General features: G+C 71.1%; 23 protein-coding genes and 1 rRNA gene. 10 read left to right on the top strand and 14 right to left on the bottom strand.

Going from position 1 to position 21,967, the window contains the following annotated elements:
• Together rrf and ACZ50K_RS14750 are read left to right on the top strand one after the other, a co-directional pair.
• A 5S ribosomal RNA gene (gene rrf / locus ACZ50K_RS14755) occupies nt 1-68 on the top strand; the annotation flags it as partial.
• A 71-nt stretch (nt 69-139) separates the two neighbouring features.
• Nucleotides 140-691, top strand: a complete 552-nt coding sequence (locus ACZ50K_RS14750) for a GNAT family N-acetyltransferase (RefSeq protein ID WP_468902365.1) — start codon at nt 140-142, stop codon at nt 689-691.
• 39 nt (nt 692-730) lie between these two features.
• Here ACZ50K_RS14750 and ACZ50K_RS14745 read toward each other — a convergent pair whose 3' ends face one another.
• The 7 genes from ACZ50K_RS14745 to ACZ50K_RS14715 all read right to left on the bottom strand — a co-directional run bounded on the left by ACZ50K_RS14745 (nt 731) and on the right by ACZ50K_RS14715 (nt 8,910).
• Nucleotides 731-2,284: a P-loop NTPase family protein gene (locus ACZ50K_RS14745; RefSeq protein ID WP_468902363.1), complete on the bottom strand. Its 1,554-nt coding sequence runs from the start codon at nt 2,282-2,284 to the stop codon at nt 731-733.
• A 1-nt stretch (nt 2,285) separates the two neighbouring features.
• A complete protein-coding gene (locus ACZ50K_RS14740) occupies nt 2,286-3,698 on the bottom strand; it encodes an ATP-binding protein (protein ID WP_468902361.1) in 1,413 nt (470 codons plus the stop codon).
• Between the two features lie 17 nt (nt 3,699-3,715).
• On the bottom strand, nt 3,716-5,278 hold the full coding sequence (locus ACZ50K_RS14735; protein ID WP_468902358.1) for an SCO6880 family protein: 1,563 nt from the start codon (nt 5,276-5,278) through the stop codon (nt 3,716-3,718).
• A complete protein-coding gene (locus tag ACZ50K_RS14730) occupies nt 5,275-6,594 on the bottom strand; it encodes a hypothetical protein (RefSeq protein WP_468902355.1) in 1,320 nt (439 codons plus the stop codon). Before ACZ50K_RS14730 ends, ACZ50K_RS14735 begins: the two co-directional genes overlap by 4 nt.
• Complete coding sequence (locus ACZ50K_RS14725) at nt 6,584-7,423, bottom strand: hypothetical protein (RefSeq protein ID WP_468902353.1); 840 nt, start codon at nt 7,421-7,423, stop codon at nt 6,584-6,586. The genes ACZ50K_RS14730 and ACZ50K_RS14725 overlap by 11 nt, the downstream gene beginning before the upstream one ends.
• Before the next feature lie 105 nt (nt 7,424-7,528).
• A complete protein-coding gene (locus tag ACZ50K_RS14720) occupies nt 7,529-7,837 on the bottom strand; it encodes a hypothetical protein (protein ID WP_468902351.1) in 309 nt (102 codons plus the stop codon).
• 224 nt (nt 7,838-8,061) lie between these two features.
• The gene (locus ACZ50K_RS14715; RefSeq protein ID WP_468902348.1) at nt 8,062-8,910 is read right to left on the bottom strand and encodes a pentapeptide repeat-containing protein; all 849 of its coding nucleotides are present in this window, start codon (nt 8,908-8,910) and stop codon (nt 8,062-8,064) included.
• Between the two features lie 62 nt (nt 8,911-8,972).
• Here ACZ50K_RS14715 and ACZ50K_RS14710 point away from each other — a divergent pair, with 62 nt between their 5' ends.
• The 4 genes from ACZ50K_RS14710 to ACZ50K_RS14695 all read left to right on the top strand — a co-directional run bounded on the left by ACZ50K_RS14710 (nt 8,973) and on the right by ACZ50K_RS14695 (nt 12,892).
• Nucleotides 8,973-9,581, top strand: a complete 609-nt coding sequence (locus ACZ50K_RS14710) for a LysE family translocator (protein ID WP_468902345.1) — start codon at nt 8,973-8,975, stop codon at nt 9,579-9,581.
• Between the two features lie 56 nt (nt 9,582-9,637).
• Nucleotides 9,638-10,468 (top strand): thioesterase family protein, encoded by an 831-nt coding sequence (locus tag ACZ50K_RS14705; protein WP_468902342.1) that lies wholly within the window; start codon nt 9,638-9,640, stop codon nt 10,466-10,468.
• Nucleotides 10,469-11,020: 552 nt separating this feature from the next.
• Nucleotides 11,021-12,040: an NlpC/P60 family protein gene (locus tag ACZ50K_RS14700; protein ID WP_468902340.1), complete on the top strand. Its 1,020-nt coding sequence runs from the start codon at nt 11,021-11,023 to the stop codon at nt 12,038-12,040.
• A 156-nt stretch (nt 12,041-12,196) separates the two neighbouring features.
• Complete coding sequence (locus ACZ50K_RS14695; RefSeq protein WP_468902338.1) at nt 12,197-12,892, top strand: phosphatase PAP2 family protein; 696 nt, start codon at nt 12,197-12,199, stop codon at nt 12,890-12,892.
• Nucleotides 12,893-12,965: 73 nt separating this feature from the next.
• Here ACZ50K_RS14695 and ACZ50K_RS14690 read toward each other — a convergent pair whose 3' ends face one another.
• On the bottom strand, nt 12,966-13,349 hold the full coding sequence (locus tag ACZ50K_RS14690; protein WP_468902335.1) for a hypothetical protein: 384 nt from the start codon (nt 13,347-13,349) through the stop codon (nt 12,966-12,968).
• 430 nt (nt 13,350-13,779) lie between these two features.
• Nucleotides 13,780-13,959, bottom strand: a complete 180-nt coding sequence (locus tag ACZ50K_RS14685) for a hypothetical protein (RefSeq protein WP_468902333.1) — start codon at nt 13,957-13,959, stop codon at nt 13,780-13,782.
• A gap of 164 nt (nt 13,960-14,123) precedes the next feature.
• Between ACZ50K_RS14685 and ACZ50K_RS14680 the strand changes: the two genes are divergently transcribed.
• The gene (locus ACZ50K_RS14680) at nt 14,124-14,927 is read left to right on the top strand and encodes an SCO4651 family lipoprotein (protein ID WP_468902331.1); all 804 of its coding nucleotides are present in this window, start codon (nt 14,124-14,126) and stop codon (nt 14,925-14,927) included.
• Nucleotides 14,928-15,188: 261 nt separating this feature from the next.
• Nucleotides 15,189-15,317: a hypothetical protein gene (locus ACZ50K_RS14675; protein ID WP_468902449.1), complete on the top strand. Its 129-nt coding sequence runs from the start codon at nt 15,189-15,191 to the stop codon at nt 15,315-15,317.
• Nucleotides 15,318-15,371: 54 nt separating this feature from the next.
• Here the strand turns inward: ACZ50K_RS14675 and ACZ50K_RS14670 are convergent, their stop codons facing one another.
• Complete coding sequence (locus ACZ50K_RS14670) at nt 15,372-15,707, bottom strand: metal-sensitive transcriptional regulator (protein WP_468902328.1); 336 nt, start codon at nt 15,705-15,707, stop codon at nt 15,372-15,374.
• 210 nt (nt 15,708-15,917) lie between these two features.
• Between ACZ50K_RS14670 and ACZ50K_RS14665 the strand changes: the two genes are divergently transcribed.
• Complete coding sequence (locus ACZ50K_RS14665; protein ID WP_033225924.1) at nt 15,918-16,538, top strand: DUF47 domain-containing protein; 621 nt, start codon at nt 15,918-15,920, stop codon at nt 16,536-16,538.
• Nucleotides 16,539-16,543: 5 nt separating this feature from the next.
• Nucleotides 16,544-17,542, top strand: coding sequence for an inorganic phosphate transporter (locus ACZ50K_RS14660; RefSeq protein ID WP_468902325.1), 999 nt, complete (start codon nt 16,544-16,546; stop codon nt 17,540-17,542).
• 149 nt (nt 17,543-17,691) lie between these two features.
• On the opposite strand, the gene pstB is transcribed toward ACZ50K_RS14660, so the two are convergent.
• The 4 genes from pstB to pstS form a co-directional block, all read right to left on the bottom strand.
• Nucleotides 17,692-18,468: a phosphate ABC transporter ATP-binding protein PstB gene (gene pstB, locus ACZ50K_RS14655; RefSeq protein ID WP_468902322.1), complete on the bottom strand. Its 777-nt coding sequence runs from the start codon at nt 18,466-18,468 to the stop codon at nt 17,692-17,694.
• A 26-nt stretch (nt 18,469-18,494) separates the two neighbouring features.
• A complete protein-coding gene (pstA, locus tag ACZ50K_RS14650) occupies nt 18,495-19,574 on the bottom strand; it encodes a phosphate ABC transporter permease PstA (protein ID WP_468902319.1) in 1,080 nt (359 codons plus the stop codon).
• Nucleotides 19,574-20,566, bottom strand: coding sequence for a phosphate ABC transporter permease subunit PstC (pstC, locus tag ACZ50K_RS14645; RefSeq protein WP_468902317.1), 993 nt, complete (start codon nt 20,564-20,566; stop codon nt 19,574-19,576). Before pstC ends, pstA begins: the two co-directional genes overlap by 1 nt.
• 124 nt (nt 20,567-20,690) lie before the next feature.
• On the bottom strand, nt 20,691-21,824 hold the full coding sequence (gene pstS / locus ACZ50K_RS14640) for a phosphate ABC transporter substrate-binding protein PstS (protein ID WP_468902315.1): 1,134 nt from the start codon (nt 21,822-21,824) through the stop codon (nt 20,691-20,693).
• Nucleotides 21,825-21,967: the final 143 nt, after the last annotated feature.

The following is a 21,967-nucleotide window of genomic DNA, read 5'->3' as shown; positions in this document are numbered from 1 at the left end:
AAGCTAAGCCTTTCAGCGCCGATGGTACTGCAGGGGGGACCCTGTGGGAGAGTAGGACGCCGCCGAACAATCATTGTGGGGAAGCCCCGCACCTTAAATGGTGCGGGGCTTTTCTGCGTTCAGGGCTAGGCTGCCGGACATGGACCACCTGATACGCGCCGTACGCGCCGAGGAATGGCGGCAGGTCAAGGAGCTGCGGATCGCCGCACTCAACGACCCGGCCGCCCCCATCGCCTTCCTGGAGACCGCCGAACAGGCCCTCGCCAGGACCGACGAGTTCTGGCAGGACCGGGCCGCCGGTGCCTCCCACGGCCGGACCGCCCGGCAGTTCATCGCCGAGGCCCCCGACGGCAGCTGGTCCGGGTCCGTGGTGGTCCTCGTCGAGGAAGCCGGCGACGCCGATATCTTCGGCGGGGCCATGGACCTCCACCAGGGACACCTGGTCGGCGTGTACGTCCGGCCCGAACAGCGCGGCACCGGGCTCACCGGGCAGCTGTTCGCCGCCGCCCTGGAATGGGCCTGGCAGCTGGAGGACCCCGCCCTGGAACGCGTACGGCTGTACGTGCACGAACGGAACGCGCGGGCCGCTGCCTTCTACCGGCGGGCCGGGTTCACCCCCACCGGGCAGACCGTGCCCATGCCGGGGGATCCCACCGCCCTGGAGCTGGAATACGCCGTCCCCCGCCCCTGACCGGGGCGGGGGACGGGAAGTCGGGATACAGCTGCCGGGTCAGCGGAGGTTCAGGACCGCGGCCTCCGGCCAGCGCGAACGGGCCTGTTCCCGGCTCCGGCAGCTGGCCAGCATCGGCAGGGACGGATCCGTCACCAGCTCCGGCAGCTGCGGGATCGGGGCGACCGCCGCGATGTCGTCCAGGATCAGCGACAGTGGTGGGTCGAGCCGACCGTGGGATGACCGTGCGGCCATGCGGCGGCCGTGCTCGACCACGCTGGAAGCGAGTGCGGTCAGCAACGGCATCGCACCCGGGTGGGCGCGAGGGTCCTCCAGAGGCTCACCCACCAGGTAGAGGCTGCCCCCTTCCGCCATGAAAGATGCCAGCGACAGCGAATCTGTTCGATGGGGAGTGCAGGACTCCCTGATGTGGATCGAGTTGAGGGCGGACAGGGCCCGGCCGGTCAGCGAGTGGGCGATCTCGCGCCGCTCCGGATGACCCGTCAGGGCGCTCTCCAGCTCGCCGGCCGCACCGGGGGCCGCCTTCGGGTGGGTCCGCAGGATCCGGACCGGTTCATGGGCGCCCGCCCCCTGGGACCAGCGGTGGACCTGCTTGAACGGGCGGCCGTCCAGCGCCGCCGCGTGCAGCCAGCTGCGGAGCAGGGTCTCGGCCGTGTCCGCCACCGCCGCGTCGATCCGGGCCTGCGGGCGGACCGGGGCCAGCAGGGCCACCGCCCGGGCGGCAGCCGTGTCCCGGTCGGCGCAGTCCTCCGCCGGGTTCCAGTGCAGCCGGGCCGGGGTGTCGCACAGGTGCGAGGGGTCGTAGAGCAGCACCGGGCCCAGCTTGGCCCGGCCGTCCTTGGTCTCCGCCCAGAGCGTCGGCGAGGAGGTCACGATCAGGGCGGCGCCCTCCGCCTCGGCGATCCGGGCGGCCGCGGCCTCGTACCGCTCGGCCGGAGAGCCGTAGCGGAGCCTCGGCGACGGCTCCGCGGCAGCCGGAGGAGCCGCGGGGGACGGGGCGTAGCCGAAGCCGTACCGGTAGGCCTCGTCGGTCGGCGGGGGCTGCTCGGCGTGCGCCGGGCGGGGGACCGGTACGGGGGTGGGTACGGGTACGGGCACGGATGCGGATACGGGGGTGGGGGCGTCGGCTGCGGGGGCGGGGGCCGGATCCGGTGCTGCTGCCGGCGCCGGTGTCTTGGCCGGGGGCTCCGCGGGCGGGGACGCCGGGGCTTCGGTGGCGGCCCGGCGGGCCAGGGCCCGCCGGGACTTGGTGCGGGCCACCACGCCGATGACGAACACGATCAGGACGAACGCCACCAGCAGCTGGCTGATGAACAGCCCCCAGAACAGCCCCCACCCCGAGAGGGCCGCCGGATCGGTGTCCGGCCAGGCGCCGGCGAGGTCGTGCGGCTGCGCTATCAGCTGCCGTACGGCCGTCGGGGTCCGGGTGAAGGTCACCGTGGACGGCCAGCCGCCCTGCGAGAACAGGGCGGCGAAACCGGTCGAGGTCCACACCAGGACCGCCAGGCCCAGCAGGAAGGCCAGCAGGCCGACCAGCAGGGAGTCGGGGACCCCGCGCTGTGCGGGCCGGTTCTGCGGCAGCTCGCCCGGCATCTCAGGCCACCGTGGTCCCGGCGCCGCCGTTGCGGTGCCGTTCGATGTACATGGCTCTTTCCTCCGCCTCCAGTTCGGCGGCCAGCAGTTCCTCGGGGAGGTGGGCCGGCGCGGAGGACTCCGTCATCGCGCGGTCCGTGTAGACCAGGGGGCGTTCGGCCTCGGTGATCAGGTGTTTGACCACCTGGACGTTGCCGTTGACGTCCCAGACCGCGATGCCCGGGGTCAGGGTGGGGATGATCTCCACGGCCCAGCGGGGCAGGCCGAGGACCCGGCCGGTGGCTCTGGCCTCGTCCGCCTTCTGGGCGTAGATGGTGCGGGTGGAGGCCATTTTCAGGATCGCCGCGGCCTCCCGGGCGGCCGCGCCGTCGACCACGTCCGAGAGGTGGTGGACCACGGCGACGAAGGACAGGCCGAGGCGCCGGCCGAACTTCAGCAGCCGCTGGAACAGCTGGGCCACGAACGGGCTGTTGATGATGTGCCAGGCCTCCTCGACCAGGAAGATGCGCTTCTTCCGGTCGGGGCGGATCCAGGTGTGCTCCAGCCACACGCCGACGATCGCCATCAGGATGGGCATGGCGATGGAGTTGCGGTCGATGTGCGACAGGTCGAAGACGATCAGCGGGGCGTCGAGGTCGATGCCGGCCGAGGTGGGGCCGTCGAACATGCCGCGCAGGTCGCCGTCGACGAGCCGGTCCAGGACCAGGGCCACGTCCAGGCCCCAGGCACGTACGTCCTCTATCCCGACGTTCATCGACTCGGCGGATTCGGCTTCCGGGTGGCGGAGTTGCTCGACGATGTCGGTCAGCACCGGCTGGCGGTCGGTGATGGTGTCGTTGACGAAGGCGTGCGCGACCTTGAGGGCGAACCCGGCCCGTTCGTCGAGGCTGTGGCCGGTGGCCACCTCGATGATGGTGCGGAGCAGGGCGAGCTGGCCGGTGCTGGTGATGGCCGGGTCGAGCGGGTTGAGCTTGATGCCGCCGTCGAGTGCGGCGACCGGGTCCAGCCGGATGGGGGTTATCCCCAGCTGCTGGGCGATCAGGTTCCACTCGCCGACGCCGTCCTCGCCCTGCGCGTCCAGGACCACGACCTGGCGGTCGCGGAAGCGGAGCTGGCGCAGCACATAGGTCTTCTCCAGCGCGGACTTGCCGTTGCCGGACTCGCCGAGGACCAGCCAGTGCGGGGCCGGGAGCTGCTGGCCGTACAGCTGGAAGGGGTCGTAGATGTAGCCCTTGCCGCTGTAGACCTCGCGGCCGATGATGACCCCGGAGTCGCCGAGGCCGGGGGCGGCGGTGGGCAGGTAGACGGCCTGGGCCTGGCCGGTGGAGGTACGGACGGGCAGCCGGGTGGTCTCCACCTTCCCGAACAGGAAGGCGGTGAAGGCGTCCGTGACGGCGGACAGCGGATCTCGCATGCGGCACTGTCCTCCAGCTAGCGTCGGATGCCGGTGGCGAACGGCAGGGTGTTGACGAAGGCGCGGTGGTGCTCGCGGTCGCACCACTCCAGCTTCAGGTACGACTTTCCCGCCGAGGCGCGGATCGTCCGCTTGTCGCGGGCGAGGGCTTCGGGAGAACGCGAGGACACCGTGATGTACCCGACCAGGTTGACTCCGGCAGCGCCGCTGGCCAGATCTTCACCCCGCTGGTCGAGTCGGCCGTGGGCCGCGATGTCGCGGGGGTCCACGGTGCGGTTCATCTTCGCGGCGCGGGAGGCGTCGGCCTCGTCGTTGGTCTTCTCGGTGAGCATCCGCTCGATGGCGATCTCGGTGGGCTCCAGGTCCATGGTGACGGCGACCGTGCGGATCACGTCGGGGGTGTGGACGAGGAGGGGGGCCAGGAAGTTCACGCCGACCGGGGTCATCGGCCACTCCTTGACCCAGGCGGTGGCGTGGCACCAGGGGGCGCGGGTGGTGGACTCGCGGGTCTTGGCCTGGAGGTAGGTCGGTTCCATCGCGTCCAGTTCGGCCGGCCAGGCGTTCCTCTTGGTCATGGCCTGGATGTGGTCGATGGGGTGGTCCGGGTCGTACATGGAGTGCACGAGGGAGGCGAGGCGGCCCTGGCCGAGGGGCTGGCGGACCCGGATGTCGGCCTCGGCGAGGCGGGCGCAGATGTCGGTGAGCTCGCGGGCCATGACGACGGCGAGTCCGGCGTCCTTGTCGAGGCGGCGGCCCCTGCGGTCGTGCGAGGCGCGGGCGATGGTGTGGGCCTCGGCGGCCAGTTCGCGGGTGTAGTGCATACAGGCGACCAGATAGGCGCGGTGCTGCTCGGAGGAGGTCGACACCATCGACTGGAGCTGCTCGTAGGAGTCGCGGAGCCAGATCGGGGAGTGCGGGTCGCCGCGCTGGGTGACGTCCTTGGCATGGGCGTCGGGATCGGCGGGCAGGGTGCGGGCCAGCATCTGGATGCGGGTGACGAAGCCGTCGCCGTTGGCCACGTGCTTGAGGAGGGTGCCGAAGCGGTCGACGAGGGCCTCCTGGTCCTCGCTGTCGCGCAGGCCGACGCCGGGGCCCTCGATCTCGATGGCCGCAGTGACGGTCCTGCGGTCGGCGTGCAGCAGCACGGCGATCTCGTCGGGGCCGAAGGGGGCGGCCAGCCAGTTGATCCGGCCGATGCCCGGGGGCGGGCCCACCTCGACCTCGCGGCCGTCGGCGGCGCGGGTGCCGGCCTCCATGGCGGAGGAGCGGTAGGTGGTGCCGCGGCGGAGGGTCCGCTTGAAGCTGCGGTTGATCTCGAACCACTTGTAGAAGGTGCGGCCGCGGTAGGGGACGTAGACGGCGGCCAGGGCCAGCATCGGGAAGCCGGCGAGGCTGACGATGCGGAGGGTGAGGGCGGGCACCAGCAGTCCGCTCATCATGCCGAGGAAGGCCCCGACGATGATCAGGGCGATCTCGCCGGTCTCGCGGTTCTTGCCGACGATCGCGTTCGGCCGGGCCCGGCCGATGAGATACGTCCGGCGGGGCGCGACCGGGTGGATCTGGTGGGACTGGGTCGTCAACGCCCTTCACCTCCTGTGTTCCTGGTGCTCGTGCTCTGCTGGCGGGGCGGGGGTGCGGCGGTGGGGACGGATGCGCCGCCGGAGCCGCCACCGGCGGCGTTGCGGGTGCTGTGGGCGGCCACGCCTCCGGAGATCTGGTTGGAGGGGGCGGGGGATCCGCCGCCGGAGGCGCGGTGGGCGCCGCCTCCGCCGCCGCGGCTGCTGTGGGTCTTGATGCCCTGCGAGACCAGGGAGGCGGGGGAGCTGATGACGGCGGCGGCCTGGGCGCCGTCCGTGGCCTGCTTGCGGTTGCTGCGGGCGGAGGCGATCTCGTCGCCGAAGCCCGGTACGAAGCGGTAGATCATCGCGGAGGCGAAGATGGCGAGCAGGATGATGGCGAGCCCGGAGACGACGGCGGAGAAGGCGTCGGGGCCCTGCTCGCCGGCCAGGGCGCCGGCCAGGCCGAGGACGATCACGATCACGGGTTTGACGAGGATGACGGCGATCATGATGCCGGCCCAGCGGCGGACATGGCCCCAGAGGTTGCGGTCCACCAGTCCGGCGTACACGACGACACCGAGGAGGGCGCCGACGTAGAGCAGGGCGGCGCGGATCACCAGCTCCAGGGCGAGGACACCGGCGGCCAGGATGGTGACCAGGGCGACGACGATCAGCATGATCGGGCCGCCGCCGATGCCGTCGCCCTTCTTGAGGGCCTCGATGAACGAGCCGAAGAAGACGTCGCTCTGGTTGCCGGTGGCGGAGGCGATGGTCTCGGAGATCCCGTCGGTGGCGTTGACCACGACATGGAGGACGAGGGGGGTGAAGGCGGAGGCCAGGACGGTCAGCCAGAGGAACCCGACGGCCTCGGACATGGCGGTGGCGAAGGGGACGCCGCGGATGGCGCGCTTGGCGACGGCCAGCAGCCAGATGATGAGCGTGAGGATGGTGGAGGCGGCGAAGACGACGGCGTAGTGCTTGAGGAAGCCGTCGTCGGTGAAGTTGACGTCGGAGGTGCCTTTGACGATGTCGCTGAGCTTGGTGACGATCCAGACGGCGGCGTCGGCGCAGCCCTTGGCGAGGGAGGCCAGGGGGTTGAGGGCGTCGGCGGGGTCGTTGGGGCCGAGGGAGGGCGGGGTGTTGGCGCCGGGGGGGCGCTCACCGCGTTCGCAGTACTCCTTCGCGGGCCCGCGGATCAGATCGCAGGGGCTCTTGCTCACCTCGGGTGACGGGGTGGGCGTGGGTGCGGCCGCGGCGCGGGTGGCCAGCATGACGGCACCGGTCTGGACCGCGGCCAGGACGGCCGCCACGGACACGGTGCGACGGTCAGCGCGCATAGGTGAACCCCCCGAACTGAGAGACGGCGCCGGCCATGTCCTCCGCCGTGGCGGCGGCCTGGTCGCGGCCCACGGGCGCGGGTCCGTCCTTCTGGGTGAAGGAGACGATCCGCCAGTCTCCGTCGGTCCAGCGGAGCTCGAAGGTGTTCGTGTACCAGCTCTCGGAGACGGGGTTCTTCGACCCCTCGCCGGCGAGTCCGAACAGCGTCGAGTTCCAGACGGAGACGGTTGCGGCGTCCTGGGTGAACTTCTCCGCCTTGGCGCCGACGGGGTGCGTGCGGGAGATGAAGACGAGTCCCTTGGGCGCCTTGCCGTTCCGGTCGAGGCCGATCCTGGAGAGGAGTTCCGGATCGGTGTACTGACGGTCGACCTCCGCCTGGTTGGCGGCGGCCACGTCCGCGGCGTAGACGGATCTGACGATCTGTGTGCGGCGGGCCGTGTCGAACATGCCGTCAGAACCCAGTGCCACCAGATAGTTCGCGGCTGCGGACTGGGCTCCCTGTTCGGTTTGGGGGAAGCCGGTGGGGATGGTGCCGTTCTTGCCTTCGACCGGGGCGATGCCCGTGGGGGCCGTCGGGGAGGCCGAGGGCGGGGTGTCGGTGGCGCGGTCCGCCGGGGGGTTGTCGTTCTGGTTGGCGAAGGCGATGGCGGCGATCAGGAGGACCACGACGCCCACCACCGTCACCAGTCCGCGGGTGGGGCGGACGGGACGGCGGGGGGTGGTGTAGGGGTCGGAGGGGGAGTCGGGGAGTCGGGTGCGGGTCTGGCCCGTGCCGCCCACCGCGCCGCCGGTACCGGCACCGTACTGGTCGTACTGGTCGTCGGTCATTCCGTGTCCGCCCCCTCCGCGTCGTACGACGGTAGCGTGTGGTGAGTAGTCATCAGGCAGCGCAACCTCAGCGGGCGGAGACGGGCGGGCTCGGCGGGGGGCCGGCTAGACGGCCATCCCGTAGATGATGGTGAACAGGGTTCCGAGCGAGCCGATGATGAAGACTCCGGTCAGCCCGGCCACGATGAGGCCCTTGCCCTGTTCGGCACTGAACGTGTCGCGCAGTGCCGTGGCGCCGATGCGCTGTTTGGCCGCTCCCCAGATGGCGATGCCGAGGCAGAGGAGGATTGCCACGGCCATGACCACCTCGATCATGACCTTCGCTTCGTTGCCGATGCTCCCGAACGGGCCCCAGTTCGGGGCGATTCCGCCGATGATGGTGGTGATGTCGCCCTTTTCGGCTGCCAGGATCATGTAACTCACCGCCCCTGTATGGGTAGTTCCGTCCCCCGTGCCGGAGCGGCAGGGGTTAGGCCCTATCTTCCCTGATGAATCCGCCGCCGTATGTCGACTTGGCGGCTCTCTTTACCTGATCTCACCGGCTGGGCGCAGACCATCACCCTCGGTGACTCTGTGTATCACGGGGTGTGACGGTGGGCAATGATTGCCGTCCCGGCGCACGCTCCGCCGTGCGCCCGTTAGGCCGTCCAGTGCGGCGGGCGGTCCAGGGTGGGCGGGATGCGGGTGGCGGTGGTGCCGCGGGCGGCGTTCAGCTGGGGCTGGGTGAGGAAGACGGTGTCGGTGAGGTCGGCCCCGCCGAGGTCGGTGTCGCGGAGGTCGGCTCCGATGAGGTCGGCGCCGCGCAGATCGGCCCCGGAGAGGTCGGCGGCGATCAGACAGGCGCCGCGCAGGTCGGCGCCCCGGAGGTCGGCGCCGGCCAGCCGGGCTCCGATGAGGTCGGCGCCGCGGTGGTTCTTGCGGCGGCCCGGCAGGGCGGCCCGGACCAGTTCGCTCGCCCGCAGCAGGTGGGTGTTGACACGGGCGCGCAGGGCGGGCACGTCGAGGGCGGCGAGGGTGTCGGCGTCGGCCCCGGTGAGTTCCGCGGTCTCGGTCCGCAGGCGGCGCAGTTCGGGGTGCAGGGGGCGGGCGGCGGGCCGGGACAGGGCGTGGTCCGTGTAGAAGAGGAGTTCGTGGAGCTGCCGCATCACCGGGAAGGCCTCGAACATGGCGCGGGCGGTGCCGGGGTGGGTGCGCCAGTCGCGGCCGCCGAAGGTGACCTGGGAGATCTGCTGGCCGGCGCCGAAGCAGTCGAACACGGTGCAGCCCTGGAGGCCCTCGGTGCGGAGGGTGGCGTGGGTGCCGCAGCGGAAGTCGGGGCGCAGGTTGCGGCAGGGGGTGCCGGCCGCCTTGTCGAAGGCGAAGTCGGCGGACCGGGCGAAGGGGAGGGCCGCGCAGCAGAGCGCGAAGCAGTTGCCGCAGTCGGCGCAGAGGAGGGGCAGCGGTGGCGGTGGGGTATGCGGTGGGGTATGCGGACTCACCGGGCCCATTGTCGTCCAGCGGATCCGGAAACGCCTTGAATTGACGGCCGGGCCCGGGCGAGCATCCGCTCATGACAGAAGTGATCGCAGTCGCCGTCATCACCCTTCTCGCCGTGATCAGCCCGGGCGCCGATTTCGCCATGGTCGTGCGGAACAGCTACCTCTACGGCCGGCCCACCGGGCTGTTCGCCGCCGCCGGGGTCGCGGCCGGGGTGCTGGTGCACGTCACGTACACGATGCTCGGGGTGGGGCTGCTGATCGCCTCCTCCACCGAGCTGTTCACGGCCATCAAGCTGGCCGGTGCCGCATATCTGGTCTACATCGGGATACGGACCTTCCGGGCGCGCGCCGAGGTGGCCGTGGAGCTGGGGGAGAAGGCCGCGCTCAGTCCGCTGGGGGCGATGCGTTCCGGGTTCCTGACCAATGTGCTGAACCCGAAGACCACGCTGTTCGTGGTGTCCACCTTCACCCAGGTGGTGAACCCTGGTACGCCGGTGTGGCAGCAGGCCGGGTACGGGCTGTTCATGTCGCTGGCGCATCTGGGGTGGTTCGGGGCGGTGGCGCTGTTCTTCTCGGACTCGCGGCTGCGGGACCGGATGCTGAAGGCGCAGAAGACGCTGAACCGGGCCATCGGGTCGGTGCTTGTGGGGCTGGGGGTGAGCCTGGGCTTCGCCCGCTGAGCCTCCGGAGTGGTAGGTGCTGGCGCGCGGGGTTACCTGTCGGTAGCGTGCCGGGTATGGGTGACCCTGCCGCGGCTGCTGCCGACGCGTTCTACGTGCGGATCGACGACGAAGGGGCCGGCGGACTCCGCTTCGCCGCCACCGAGTACACCCGGGGGCCCTGGGACGCCGCCGCCCAGCACGCGGGCCCGCCCGCCGCGCTGCTCGGGCGGGCCGTGGAGGAGCGCCCGGGGGCCCGTACCGACATGCGGGTCGCCCGGATCACGTACGAGATCCTGCGGCCGGTCCCGATCGGCCGGCTGGCGGTCACCACCTCGGTGCTGCGGGCCGGCCGCGGCACCGAGCTGGTCGAGGCCGCGCTGACCCCGGAGGGCGCGGACGCGCCGGTGATGCTGGCCCGGGCCCTGCGCCTGCGGGTGGCCGCCGAGGCCGGGCCGGCGGTGCTGGAGGGGCCTCGGGTGCCGCCGCCGGGGGAGGTGGCGGTGACCCCGTTCTTCCCGGTGCCGTGGGAGACGGGCTATCACACCGCCATGGAGACCCGGTTCACCGAAGGGGCGTTCCTGGAACCGGGGCCGGGCACCTGCTGGATGCGGATGCGGGTCCCGCTGGTGGCCGGGGAGGAACCGCGCCCGCTCGACCGGGTGCTGGTCGCGGCCGACTCCGGGAACGGGATCAGCGCGGTCCTGGACCTCCGCCACCACCTGTTCGTGAACAGTGACCTGACGGTCCATCTGCACCGCCATCCGGTGGGCGAATGGGCCTGTGTGCAGGCGCGGACCAGTGTGGACCCGGCCGGGATCGGGCTGGCCGACTCGGTGCTGCACGACGAGAAGGGGCCCATCGGGCGCGGCGCCCAGACCTTGTACGTGACACCCCGGGCTCATTAGGCGGGACGCGGGGAGGCCCGGGGATCGCAGGGCTGCGAAATCGCCAACCGGCTTACAGGGGGCGGGAGTCCGGGCCTTGCGCGGATGTGGCACGCTCGGACGGATGGAGACTCTGACCGGGCATCCGGAGGTGCTGGCCCGGTACGCTCGCACGGCCAACCTGATCGATTTCGGGATCGCCCGGGGGGCCCACCACGGTCTTCACCCAGGACGGGCGGGCGACCGCACCCGGGCGTCTCGGTGAAGCCGCCGGCCGCCGGACGGGTCCGATGACCAGGGCGTTCGGGGAACGGGACTCGGCAACTCGCACCTCGGGGCGAGACGCAGTGGAAGGAGCTGAGGTACCCGGAGGACTTCACGGTGCGGACCCGCGCTGGGAAGGTGATTCCGGTGCCCCGGCTCGATGCGGTGCGGGGCGAGTGGACGGTGGTGTTCCAGCACGCCACATCGGACACGGGGTACAAGAGCATCCTGTGCGACGGGTTCGCGACCTGACGCTGCGAGACTTGGGGATCCGCTGTGAAGCGCCGCTCGATGGGGAAGGGTTGACGAGTGCGCAAATTCTGGTGGGCAGGCGGAATCGGTATCGGGCTGTGCCTGAGCTTCGTGGCGCTGCTCGTCGTCGGCACGTACTCGGCCGCGGCCGGTATCGCGGCCGGTGGCGGCGGGCAGGCGGTGGGGCTGGCCAAGGGCGCCGTGCCCGCGAAGTACCAGAACCTGGTCCGGACATGGGGGAACCTCTGTCCGTCCATCACGCCCGCGCTGCTGGCGGCCCAGCTGTACTCGGAGAGCGGCTGGGACCCGGACATCGTCAGCCCGGCCGACGCGCGCGGGATCGCGCAGTTCATCCCGGGCACCTGGGCGGTCCACGGGATCGACGGGGACGGGGACGGGGACCGCGACATCTGGGATCCGAACGACGCCATCCCCTCCGCGGCCTCGTACGACTGTTCGCTCGCCAAGTACGTCCGCAAGGTGCCCGGGGACGCGACCAAGAACATGCTGGCCGCGTACAACGCCGGGGCGGGCGCGGTCATCAAGTACGGCGGGGTACCGCCCTACCCGGAGACCCAGGGTTACGTCCAGAAGATCACCGTGCTCGCGAGGAGCTTCGCCGCGCCCGTCGGGCGGGTGGCGCCGTCCCAGCAGGCGGCGGGGGCCATCTACTTCGCGCAGAAGCAGCTCGGCACGCCCTATCTGTGGGGTGGTGAGGGCGGGCCCGAGGACAACGGGCGGTTCGACTGCTCGGGGCTGACCCAGGCCGCGTACGCCACCGTGGGGATCACGATGCCGCGGGTGGCGAACGACCAGTACAACGCCGGGCCGCATCCCTCGCGGAGCGAGCTGCTCCCCGGTGATCTGGTTTTCTTCTCCGACGATCTGACGAACTCTCGGGCCATTCGGCACGTCGGGCTCTACGTCGGCGGCGGGTACATGATCAACGCGCCGTTCACCGGAGCGGTGATCCGTTTCGACAAGATCGACACGCCCGACTACTTCGGCGCGACCCGGGTCACCCGGGACGGTGCGGAAGCGCTGCCGCGCCCCGCGGCGGCCGGCAACTCTGTGTGAAGCCAAGGCCCTGAGCTGCGACGATGAGTCACTCTTGGGTAACGTTGGGGTGATCATTCGGTGGAGAGTGGAACGTACGCGCCAGAACGGGCGTTCCATGGGCACCGAGGGCGATCACCACCGGGGACGAGGCACGAGGCAAGGGGCCGCTTCACCATGGCTGGACTCACGGCCGGCGGGCCGAACGTGGACGTAAGCCTGCTGCACGGGATCAACGGCCTCTCCCGGGAGGCGCCCGACTGGCTCCACCGGACCGTCATGACGGCCGGCGAGTACGGACTGCCGCTGCTGCTGGTGCTGCTGGTGCTGTGGTGCTGGCGGGGAGTCAGGAAGCGGTCCGTCCCGGCCGCCGCCGAAGGGTTCGCCGCGCTGGTGTGGGCGCCGCTGGGGGCCGCGATCGCGCTGATGCTGAACGTTCCGCTGCGTCAGTTCGTCGCCCGGCCAAGGCCGTACGTACGGCACACCGAGGTGGACGCGCCGGGGGCGGAGCTCGGCCAGAGCGGGTTCTCCTTCGTCAGCGACCACGCCACCCTCACCATGGCCCTGGCCGTCGGCCTGTTCATGGTCCACCGCAAGCTCGGGTTCCTCGGGATCGGAATCGCCCTGCTCGACGGCTTCTGCCGGGTCTACGCCGGCCTGCACTACCCCACCGACGTCATCGGCGGACTGGCCCTGGGGACGGCGGTGGTGCTGCTGTTCGCCCCGCTCGCCATGGCCCTGCTGACACCGCTGGCCCGCACGATCGCCGGATCCCGGCGGCTCGGCCGGCTGGTGCGGGCCCGCGGCTGCGAACCGGCCCGGGCGGTCGACCTGCCGGCCGGCGGGGGGCGCGAGAACGACCTCGCGGCCTGACCCCTGCGGGGTGCGGCCGGTGGGACGGGACGGGCTGGGCGATGCGCACGGGGCTGGGTGATGCGTACGGGGCTCAGGCCGGGCCCCGCGGGCTGCCGGCGGGGCCTTCGGGTGCCGGCGGGGCAGCCGGGGTCGGTGCGTCCGGGGCCTGGGCCGGGTCCGGTGGGGGCGGGGTGCGGCGGTAGCGGGAGCGCAGCCATAGGCCGGTGGCCAGGGCGGCCGCCGAGGTGGTGCCGATGGCCAGGGCCACGTCGGCCGGACCGTCGGCCGTGCCGACGGGCTTCCCCGCGGCCATGGCCGCCGCCGGCGCGCCCAGCAGGACCAGGACGGCCAGCGGGGCCGCCAGCCGGGCCAGCAGGCGGGCGGCTGCCCCGGGGGGCCGTGCGGGGCCGCCCGGGCCTCCGGCGGGCCGGGGGCTGCTCCCCGGGGGCCGGGCTGCGCGTGGTCGTGCCGGCATGGCGCTCCGCCCTGTGGAAGGGCCCGCGCGGCTGCGACCGCCGCGGGGTCTCCCGTACAGCGCATCCGCCACGCCGCGCCCCGGCCAGCCGGGCGGGTCCGGCCGAGTGAACCCTGCTCCGCCGCACGGCGTACGCCTGCCCGCATGCCCCGGCCCGCGCCCAGGCTCGCGCAGAGGCGGGCAATGCCGCGCACCGCCCGGTACGGGCTCACGCCCAGCGGGGGTTCGTAGCCGGGTGGGCTCGTATCCGGGTGGGGGCGGGCTTGCGCCGCAGGCGCGATGCGCCGGGAGACGGGCTCATGCCCCAGACGGTGGGTGCCCCCCCCCGCGTGGGGTCAGGGTGTGCCGCACGGGCAACGTGCGGTGCGCGGGCACCACGCCCCGCGCGAGGCTCCGGGCCGCGGTGGTGCGCCGGCGCGGGGCGGGGCGGTCAGTCGGCGGGGTGGGTGGCGGCGTCTTCGCGGGCTTTGTCGCGGGAGCGGCGGGCCGGGCCGCGCCAGCCGCAGTCGCAGCGGGCCACGGCGAAGGCCCCGCGCTCGACGGTTTCGGCGCGGTGGGCGGGCACGGCCGCAAGTGGAGGGACGGGGTGCGCTCGGGTCTGCGGGTCCACGACTCCACGGTACCTGGCCACCGCGCGGTTCCCGAGGGCCCGTCACCGGTTCCCGATGGGGTGCATGTCCCCCGGGCGGCCGTGACGGGCAACCCCGGTCCTCGTTAAGCGGAACGGGCTGGGTCCCGGGCTAACAGCGGTCATGCGTTGGGGGTTGGCAGGCGATGGTGGAGCACCGGCACAGGCGGGTCCCGGCGACGGCCCTGGCCGTCCTCGCGGCTCTGGCGGCCACGACCGGGTGCGGGACGGAGGAGCCCTCGGCGGAGGACGGGGCGGCCGCCGTACGGGCCGCGGCGGATGTTCTGACCCGTACCGGGAGCGCCCGGGCCCGGACCGCGATGGAGATGGCCACCGGCGGCACCCGGGTCACCATCCGGGGCGAGGGCGGAGTGGACTTCCGGAACCGGATGGGGCAGCTGCTGGTGATGCTGCCCGCCGACGTGACCGGCAAGCCGGGCCACCGGCCGATCACCGAGCTGCTGGCGCCCGGGGCGCTCTACATGAAGAACCGGGGCGCCGGGGTGCCCGCCGACAAGTGGGTGCGGGTGGACACCACCACCCTCGCGGACGGGAACCTGGTCACCGGCGGGGCCACCGACCCGCTGACGGCGGCCGAGCTGCTGCGGGGCGCGGACCGGGTGACGTACGTCGGTGAGACCGAGCTCTCCGGCACCAGGGTGCGGCACTACCGGGGCACCACCGACATCGCGCGGGCCGCCCGCAGTGCCTCCCCGCAGGTGCGCGGGGCGCTGGAGGCGGCGGCGAAAGGGTTCAGCACGGACGCGGTCCCGTTCGACGCCTATCTGGACGAGGACGGTCGGCTGCGGAAGGTCCGGCACCGGTTCACCTACGTCAACAACGGGGTGATCGACGTGTCCTCGACCACCCTGCTCTACGGGTTCGGGACTCCGGTGACCGTGGTGCTGCCGGCGAGTGCGGACATCTACGCCGGGAAGATCGCGGACTGAGGGTCGCGGGCTGAGATCGCGGACCGAGGTCGCGGGCCGAGATCGCGGGCCGAGGTCGCGGGCCGAGGTCCACCGGTCCCGTCCGCGGCCGGTGTTCCGGCACCGTCGACGGGGCGGTGGCACCCGGCGGGTTCTGGCCATGGCGGGTATCCGGAAATGGTCCATCCGTGTCATGCGCACGGAGACCTCGCGTCCCTACGCTGGGACGTCGGTTCCGGTAGAGAGAGGGTGACACGCGTGACTCCCGCAGGCAGTGCGACAGTGCAGGATCACGTGGCCCTCGCCGAGATCGAGCTGTGCGGTGAGCTGATCATCGCGGCCTCGGCGGCCCTGGAGGACCGGCTCAGCCAGGACCGCATCGACGAGGTGCTGCTCGGCGTCTGCGGCTGATCCCCTTCCCGGATCGGCTCCCCGACCTGGACCGGTTGCCCGTGCCGGCCACGGTCAGGTGCGCAGGAGGCGGGCGATGGCCTTGGTGGCCTCTTCGACCTTGGCGTCGATCTCGGCTCCGCCCTTGACGGCGGCGTCGGCCACGCAGTGCCGCAGGTGCTCCTCCAGCAGCTGGAGGGCGAAGGACTGGAGGGCCTTCGTGCTCGCCGAGACCTGGGTGAGTATGTCGATGCAGTAGACGTCCTCGTCGACCAGCCGCTGGAGGCCGCGGATCTGGCCCTCGATCCGGCGGAGCCGCTTGAGGTGCTCGTCCTTCTGGTGGTGGTAGCCGTGCACCGCCGCGGGGGTGGCCGGTTCCGGCTGGTCGGTCTCGGTCTCGGTGGTCGTCATGGCGCCTCCCGTGTGGTCCGCGAACGAGGGGGCATACCGCCCGGATATACCCCTCGTGGGTATAGGGTAGCGGGCTTTCGCCCTGAGGGGCGGGGGCCCGGTGTCCTCACTCTGCCTGATGGAGGACACTGGGGAACTGCCGGTTAGCCGTGGCCGGAGGATGCGCCTAGCATCAGCCTGTCCGAATCCCATGCACCCCGAGGACCTCACGTGCGATTTCGTCTGACCCCCAGGGAGACGAGCTTCTACGACATGTTCGCCGCGTCCGCGGACAACATCGTCACGGGCTCCAAGCTCCTGATGGAACTGCTCGGAGCGGACTCGTCCGCCCGGGTCGAGATCGCGGAGCGGATGCGGGCGGCGGAGCACGCGGGGGACGACGCGACCCACGCGATCTTCCACCAGCTGAACTCCTCCTTCATCACGCCGTTCGACCGCGAGGACATCTACAACCTGGCGTCCTCGCTCGACGACATCATGGACTTCATGGAGGAGGCCGTCGACCTGGTCGTCCTCTACAACGTGGAGGAACTGCCCAAGGGCGTCGAGCAGCAGATCGAGGTGCTGGCCCGGGCCGCGGAGCTGACCGCCGAGGCCATGCCGCACCTGCGGACCATGGACAACCTCACCGAGTACTGGATCGAGGTCAACCGGCTGGAGAACCAGGCCGACCAGATCCACCGCAAGCTGCTCGCCCAGCTGTTCAACGGCAAGTACGACGCCATCGAGGTGCTCAAGCTCAAGCAGATCGTGGATGTGCTTGAGGAGGCGGCCGACGCGTTCGAGCACGTCGCGAACACCGTGGAGACCATCGCGGTCAAGGAGTCCTGAACCACGTGGACACCTTTGCACTGGTCGTGACCATTGGTGTCGCGCTCGGATTCACCTATACCAACGGCTTCCACGACTCCGCCAACGCCATCGCCACCTCGGTCTCCACACGGGCGCTGACCCCGCGGGCGGCCCTGGCGATGGCCGCGGTGATGAACCTCGCCGGCGCCTTCCTGGGCAGCGGGGTCGCCAAGACCGTCAGCGAGGGCCTGATCGAGACGCCCCACGGCAACCGGGGCATGTGGATCCTGTTCGCCGCGCTGGTCGGGGCGATCGTGTGGAACCTGATCACCTGGTACTTCGGACTGCCCTCCTCCTCCTCGCACGCCCTGTTCGGCGGCATGGTGGGCGCGGCGCTGGCCGGCGGCACCGAGGTGATCTGGAGCGGGGTGGTCGAGAAGGTCGTCATCCCGATGTTCGTCTCCCCGGTGGTCGGCCTGGTCGCCGGTTACCTGGTGATGGTGGCCATCCTGTGGATGTTCCGGCGCGCCAACCCGCACCGGGCCAAGCGGGGCTTCCGCATCGCCCAGACGGTCTCCGCGGCCGGCATGGCCCTCGGGCACGGTCTGCAGGACGCCCAGAAGACCATGGGCATCGTGGTGATGGCCCTGGTCATCGCCGATGTGGAGGGTCCCGGGGACCCGATCCCGGTCTGGGTGAAGATCGCCTGTGCCGTGATGCTGTCGCTGGGCACCTACGCGGGCGGCTGGCGGATCATGCGGACCCTCGGACGGAAGATCATCGAGCTGGACCCGCCGCAGGGGTTCGCCGCCGAGACCACCGGCGCCTCGATCATGTTCGGGTCCGCGTTCCTGTTCCACGCGCCGATCTCGACCACGCACGTGATCACCTCGGCGATCATGGGTGTGGGGGCGACCAAGCGGGTCAACGCGGTCCGCTGGGGCGTGGCCAAGAACATCATCATGGGATGGTTCATCACCATGCCGGCGGCGGCACTGGTGGCCGCGCTGTGCTTCTGGGTCGTCAACCTGGCCTTCGTCTAGCGACCGGACGGCCTTCGGCCGACGCACCCGGCCGCGTACGAAAGTGGGCCGGCTCCCCCCACCCAGGGGGAGCCGGCCCTTTTCTTTCGCCTTGCGGTGGCACCGCCATGCAGCACCGCAGGACGTCTGGGACATCCGGGGCGTTCGGTCTAGCCGAAGCGGCCCGAGATGTAGTCCTCGGTGGCCTGGACGGACGGGTTGGAGAAGATCCGCTCGGTGTCGTCGATCTCGATCAGCTTGCCGGGCTGGCCCACGGCCGCCAGGTTGAAGAAGGCGGTGCGGTCCGAGACGCGGGCCGCCTGCTGCATGTTGTGCGTCACGATGACGATCGTGAACTGCTCCTTCAGCTCCCCGATCAGGTCCTCGATGGCGAGGGTGGAGATCGGGTCCAGGGCCGAGCAGGGCTCGTCCATCAGCAGGACCTGCGGCTGCACCGCGATGGCGCGGGCGATGCACAGACGCTGCTGCTGGCCGCCGGAGAGGCCGGAGCCCGGCTTGTTCAGGCGGTCCTTGACCTCGTTCCAGAGGTTGGCGCCCTTCAGGGAGCGCTCGACGACCGCCTCCAGCTCGGCCTTCTTGAACTTGCCGTTCAGACGGAGGCCGGCCGCCACGTTGTCGAAGATCGACATGGTGGGGAAGGGGTTCGGGCGCTGGAAGACCATGCCGACCGTGCGGCGGACCGCGACCGGGTCCACGCCCGTGCCGTAGAGGTTCTCGTCGTCCAGCAGGACCTTGCCCTCCACGCGGCCGCCGGGGGTGACCTCGTGCATGCGGTTGAGGGTGCGGAGGAAGGTGGACTTGCCGCAGCCGGACGGGCCGATGAAGGCGGTCACGGAGCGGGGCTCCACGGTCATCGAGATGTCGTCGATGGCCTTGTGGGTGCCGTAGAAGGCGGAGAGACCGGAGACGTCGATGCGCTTGGCCATGGGAATCACTGCTCTTTTCGGTGGCCTCAGCGGCCGGTCTTCGGGGCCTTCCAGCGGGCGATGCCGCGGGCCACCAGATTGAGGATCATGACGAAGGCGATCAGGACGAGGGCAGCGGCCCAGGCCCGGTCGTAGGAGGCTTCACTGCCGACCTTGTACTGCTCCCAGATGTAGAGGGGGAGCGAGGACTGCGCGCCTTCGAAGGGGTTGTTGTTGATCAGCTGGGCGCCGAAGACCAGGAGCATGATGGGGGCCGTCTCACCGGCGATGCGTGCCACGGCCAGCATGACACCGGTGGAGATGCCGCCGATGGCGGTGGGGAGGACGACCTTGAGGATGGTGCGCCACTTCGGCACGCCCAGGGCGAGGGAGGCCTCGCGGAGCTCGTTCGGTACGAGCTTGAGCATCTCCTCGGTGGAGCGGACCACCACGGGCATCATCAGGATCGACAGGGCCATCGAGCCCGCGAACCCGGAGGGGCCGAAGCCCAGCATCAGGTTCCAGGTCGTGAGGATGAACAGGCCCGCGACGATGGACGGGATGCCGGTCATCACGTCGACGAAGAAGGTGACGGCCTTGGCGAGCCCGCCCCGGCCGTACTCGACCAGGTAGACGGCGGTCAGCAGGCCGATCGGCGCGGCGATCAGGGTGGCCAGGGCGACCTGCTCGATGGTGCCGAGCAGCGCGTGGTAGACGCCGCCGCCCTCGTCGAAGGCGGTGATGCCGTTCATCGAGTGGCTGAGGAAGGCCGGGCTGAGGGCCTCCATGCCGCGGCTGACGGTGACCGAGATCAGCGAGAGCAGCGGGATCACGGCGAGGACGAAGGACACCCAGATCACGGAGGTCGCGACCCGGTCCTTGGCCTGCCGGCGGTTCTCGACGACCGAGCTGGCGGTGTAGGTGATCAGGACGAACAGGACGGCGGCGATCAGGCCCCACTGGACCTTGCTGTCGAGGGCGGCGACGGCGCCGATGCCGGCGCCGAGGGCCACCGAGAGGACGGCGATGCCGGCCGGTGCCCAGCGCGGCAGTCCGCCGCGGGTGAGGCTGCTGTCGGAGGAGGCGCGGCCACGGGTGGGGCGCTGCTCCTGAAGTGCGTGGCTCATCAGGCGTTCGCCCCCGAGAACTCCTTGCGGCGCGCGATGATGATGCGGGCGGCGCCGTTGACCAGCAGGGTGAGCAGGAAGAGGACCAGACCGGAGGCGATCAGCGCGTCCCGGCCGAACTCGTTGGCCTCGTCGAACTTGGCGGCGATGTTCTGCGCGAAGGTTCCGCCGCCCGGGTTGAGCACGTGCAGCGAGATGAGGAAGCTCGGGGAGAGGACGGTGGCCACGGCCATGGTCTCGCCGAGGGCGCGGCCGAGGCCGAGCATCGAGGCGGAGATGACCCCGGAGCGGCCGAAGGGCAGCACCGACATCCGGATGACCTCCCAGCGGGTGGCGCCGAGGGCCAGTGCGGCCTCCTCGTTCATCCGCGGGACCTGGAGGAAGACCTCGCGGCTGACGCTGGTCACGATCGGCAGGATCATGATCGCGAGCAGGATGCCGACGGTGAAGAGCGAGCGGGCGACGCCGACCTGGGTCTTCTCGAAGACGTAGGTCCAGCCCAGGAACTCGTCCAGCCAGAGGTTCAGGCCGTTGAGCTGGGGGACCAGGAAGAGCGCGCCCCAGATGCCGTAGACGATCGAGGGCACGGCGGCCAGCAGGTCGACCACGTAGGCGAGCGGCGAGGCCAGCTTGCGGGGCGCGTAGTGCGAGATGAAGAGGGCGATGCCGACGGCGATCGGAACCGCGATGGCCATCGCGATGATCGAGCTGACGACGGTGCCGAAGAGCAGGACGGCGATGCCGAAGACAGGGGGGGTCGCGGAAGCGTTCCAGTCGAAGGTGGTGAGGAAGTTGCCCTCGTTCTTCGACAGGGCTATCGAGGCCCGGTAGGTGAGGAAGACGGCTATCGACGCCATGATCACCAGGAGCAGGATGCCGGAGCCCTTGGAGAGCCCGGCGAAGATCTTGTCACCGGCGCGGCCGGTGGATCCCTTGCTCAGGGTGACAGCGGGCGGAGCCGTGTCTGTCTGGGTGGGTGTGGTGGAAGCCATGTTCTTTCCGGTCTGTGTGGGGGGCAGGCCCCCTGGCGGCGGTGCACCGGATCCCCCGGGTGGAGGGGGAGGAGTCCCGGTGCCGGCCCTCCCGGACGGGGGAGGGCCGGCAGCCGGGGATCGACTAGCCGAGCGAGGCGACGACCTCGCGGACCTTCGCGTTGATCTCGGCCGGGATGGGCGCGTAGCCCTTGTCCGTCAGGACCTTCTGGCCGGCGTCCGAGGCCGTGTAGGTCAGGAAGGACTTGACGGTGGGCAGGGTGTCGGCCTTGTTGCCCTTGTCGCAGACGATCTCGTACGTCACCAGGACGATCGGGTAGGCGCCGTCGGCCTTGGTGGTGTAGTCGAGCTTCAGCGCCAGGTCCTTGCCGGTGCCGGCGATCTTGGCGGCGGCGATGGCCTTGGAGGCGTTCTCGGCGGTCGCGGCGACCGGGGCGGCGGCACCGGTGTTCAGGTCGACCGTCTTGATGCCCTGGGCCGAGGCGTAGGAGAGCTCGAAGTAGCCGATGGCGCCGTCGGTCTGCTTGACCTGGGCGGCGACGCCGGAGGAGCCGGACGCGGCCTGGCCACCCGGGGCCGGCCACTTCTTGGCGGGCTCGTGCGGCCACGCGTCACCGGCGGTGGCCTTCAGGAACTTGCCGAGGTTCTCGGTGGTGCCCGAGTCCTCGGAGCGGTGGAAGGCCTGGATGGCGGTCGAGGGGAGCTGGACGCCGGGGTTCAGCTTCTTGATCGCCTCGTCGTCCCACTTCTTGATCTTGTCGTTGAAGATGTTCGCGATGGTGGCCGCGTCCAGGTTCAGCTTGTCCACGCCGGAGACGTTGAAGCCGAGGGCGATCGGGCCGCCGACCATCGGCAGGTTGATGCCCTGGCCGCCGGTGCAGATCTTCTTGGACTCTTCGACGGCCTCGGGCTTCAGCGCCGAGTCCGAGCCGGCGAAGCCGACGGTGCCCTGGTTGAAGGCCACGATGCCCTCACCGGAGGAGGAGGACTTGTAGTTCACCTCGACGCCGGAGCAGGCGGCCATGTAGTTCTTGATCCACAGGTCCACCGCGTTCTTCTGGGCGGAGGAGCCGGAGGCGAGCAGCTTGCCCTTGGCGCCGTCGCACTTGATGTCGCCGGCGGCCGGGGCCGGGGCCGAGCTGGACCCGGTGTTCTTCGTGTTGTCGTCCGAGCCGCACGCCGTGAGGACCAGGGCGCCGGACACGACAAGCGCCCCGAGGGCAGAGGCACGAAGCATGTTCTTGCGCTGAAGCTTCACTTTCGGGTGTTCCTTCCAGGAGCCGCCGGCCGCTTTCTGTATCGGGGCGGCGTGCGAAGAGGACTACGTCGTATGCGCCCGGAGGGGATCCGCTTCCGCCGCGGACTCGCACCGTGCACTGCCGAAATTAGGCAGATCAGGTG

This window comes from Streptomyces sp. NPDC033845 (assembly GCF_055576225.1).
This window is presented reverse-complemented; position numbering and strand designations above follow the sequence as displayed.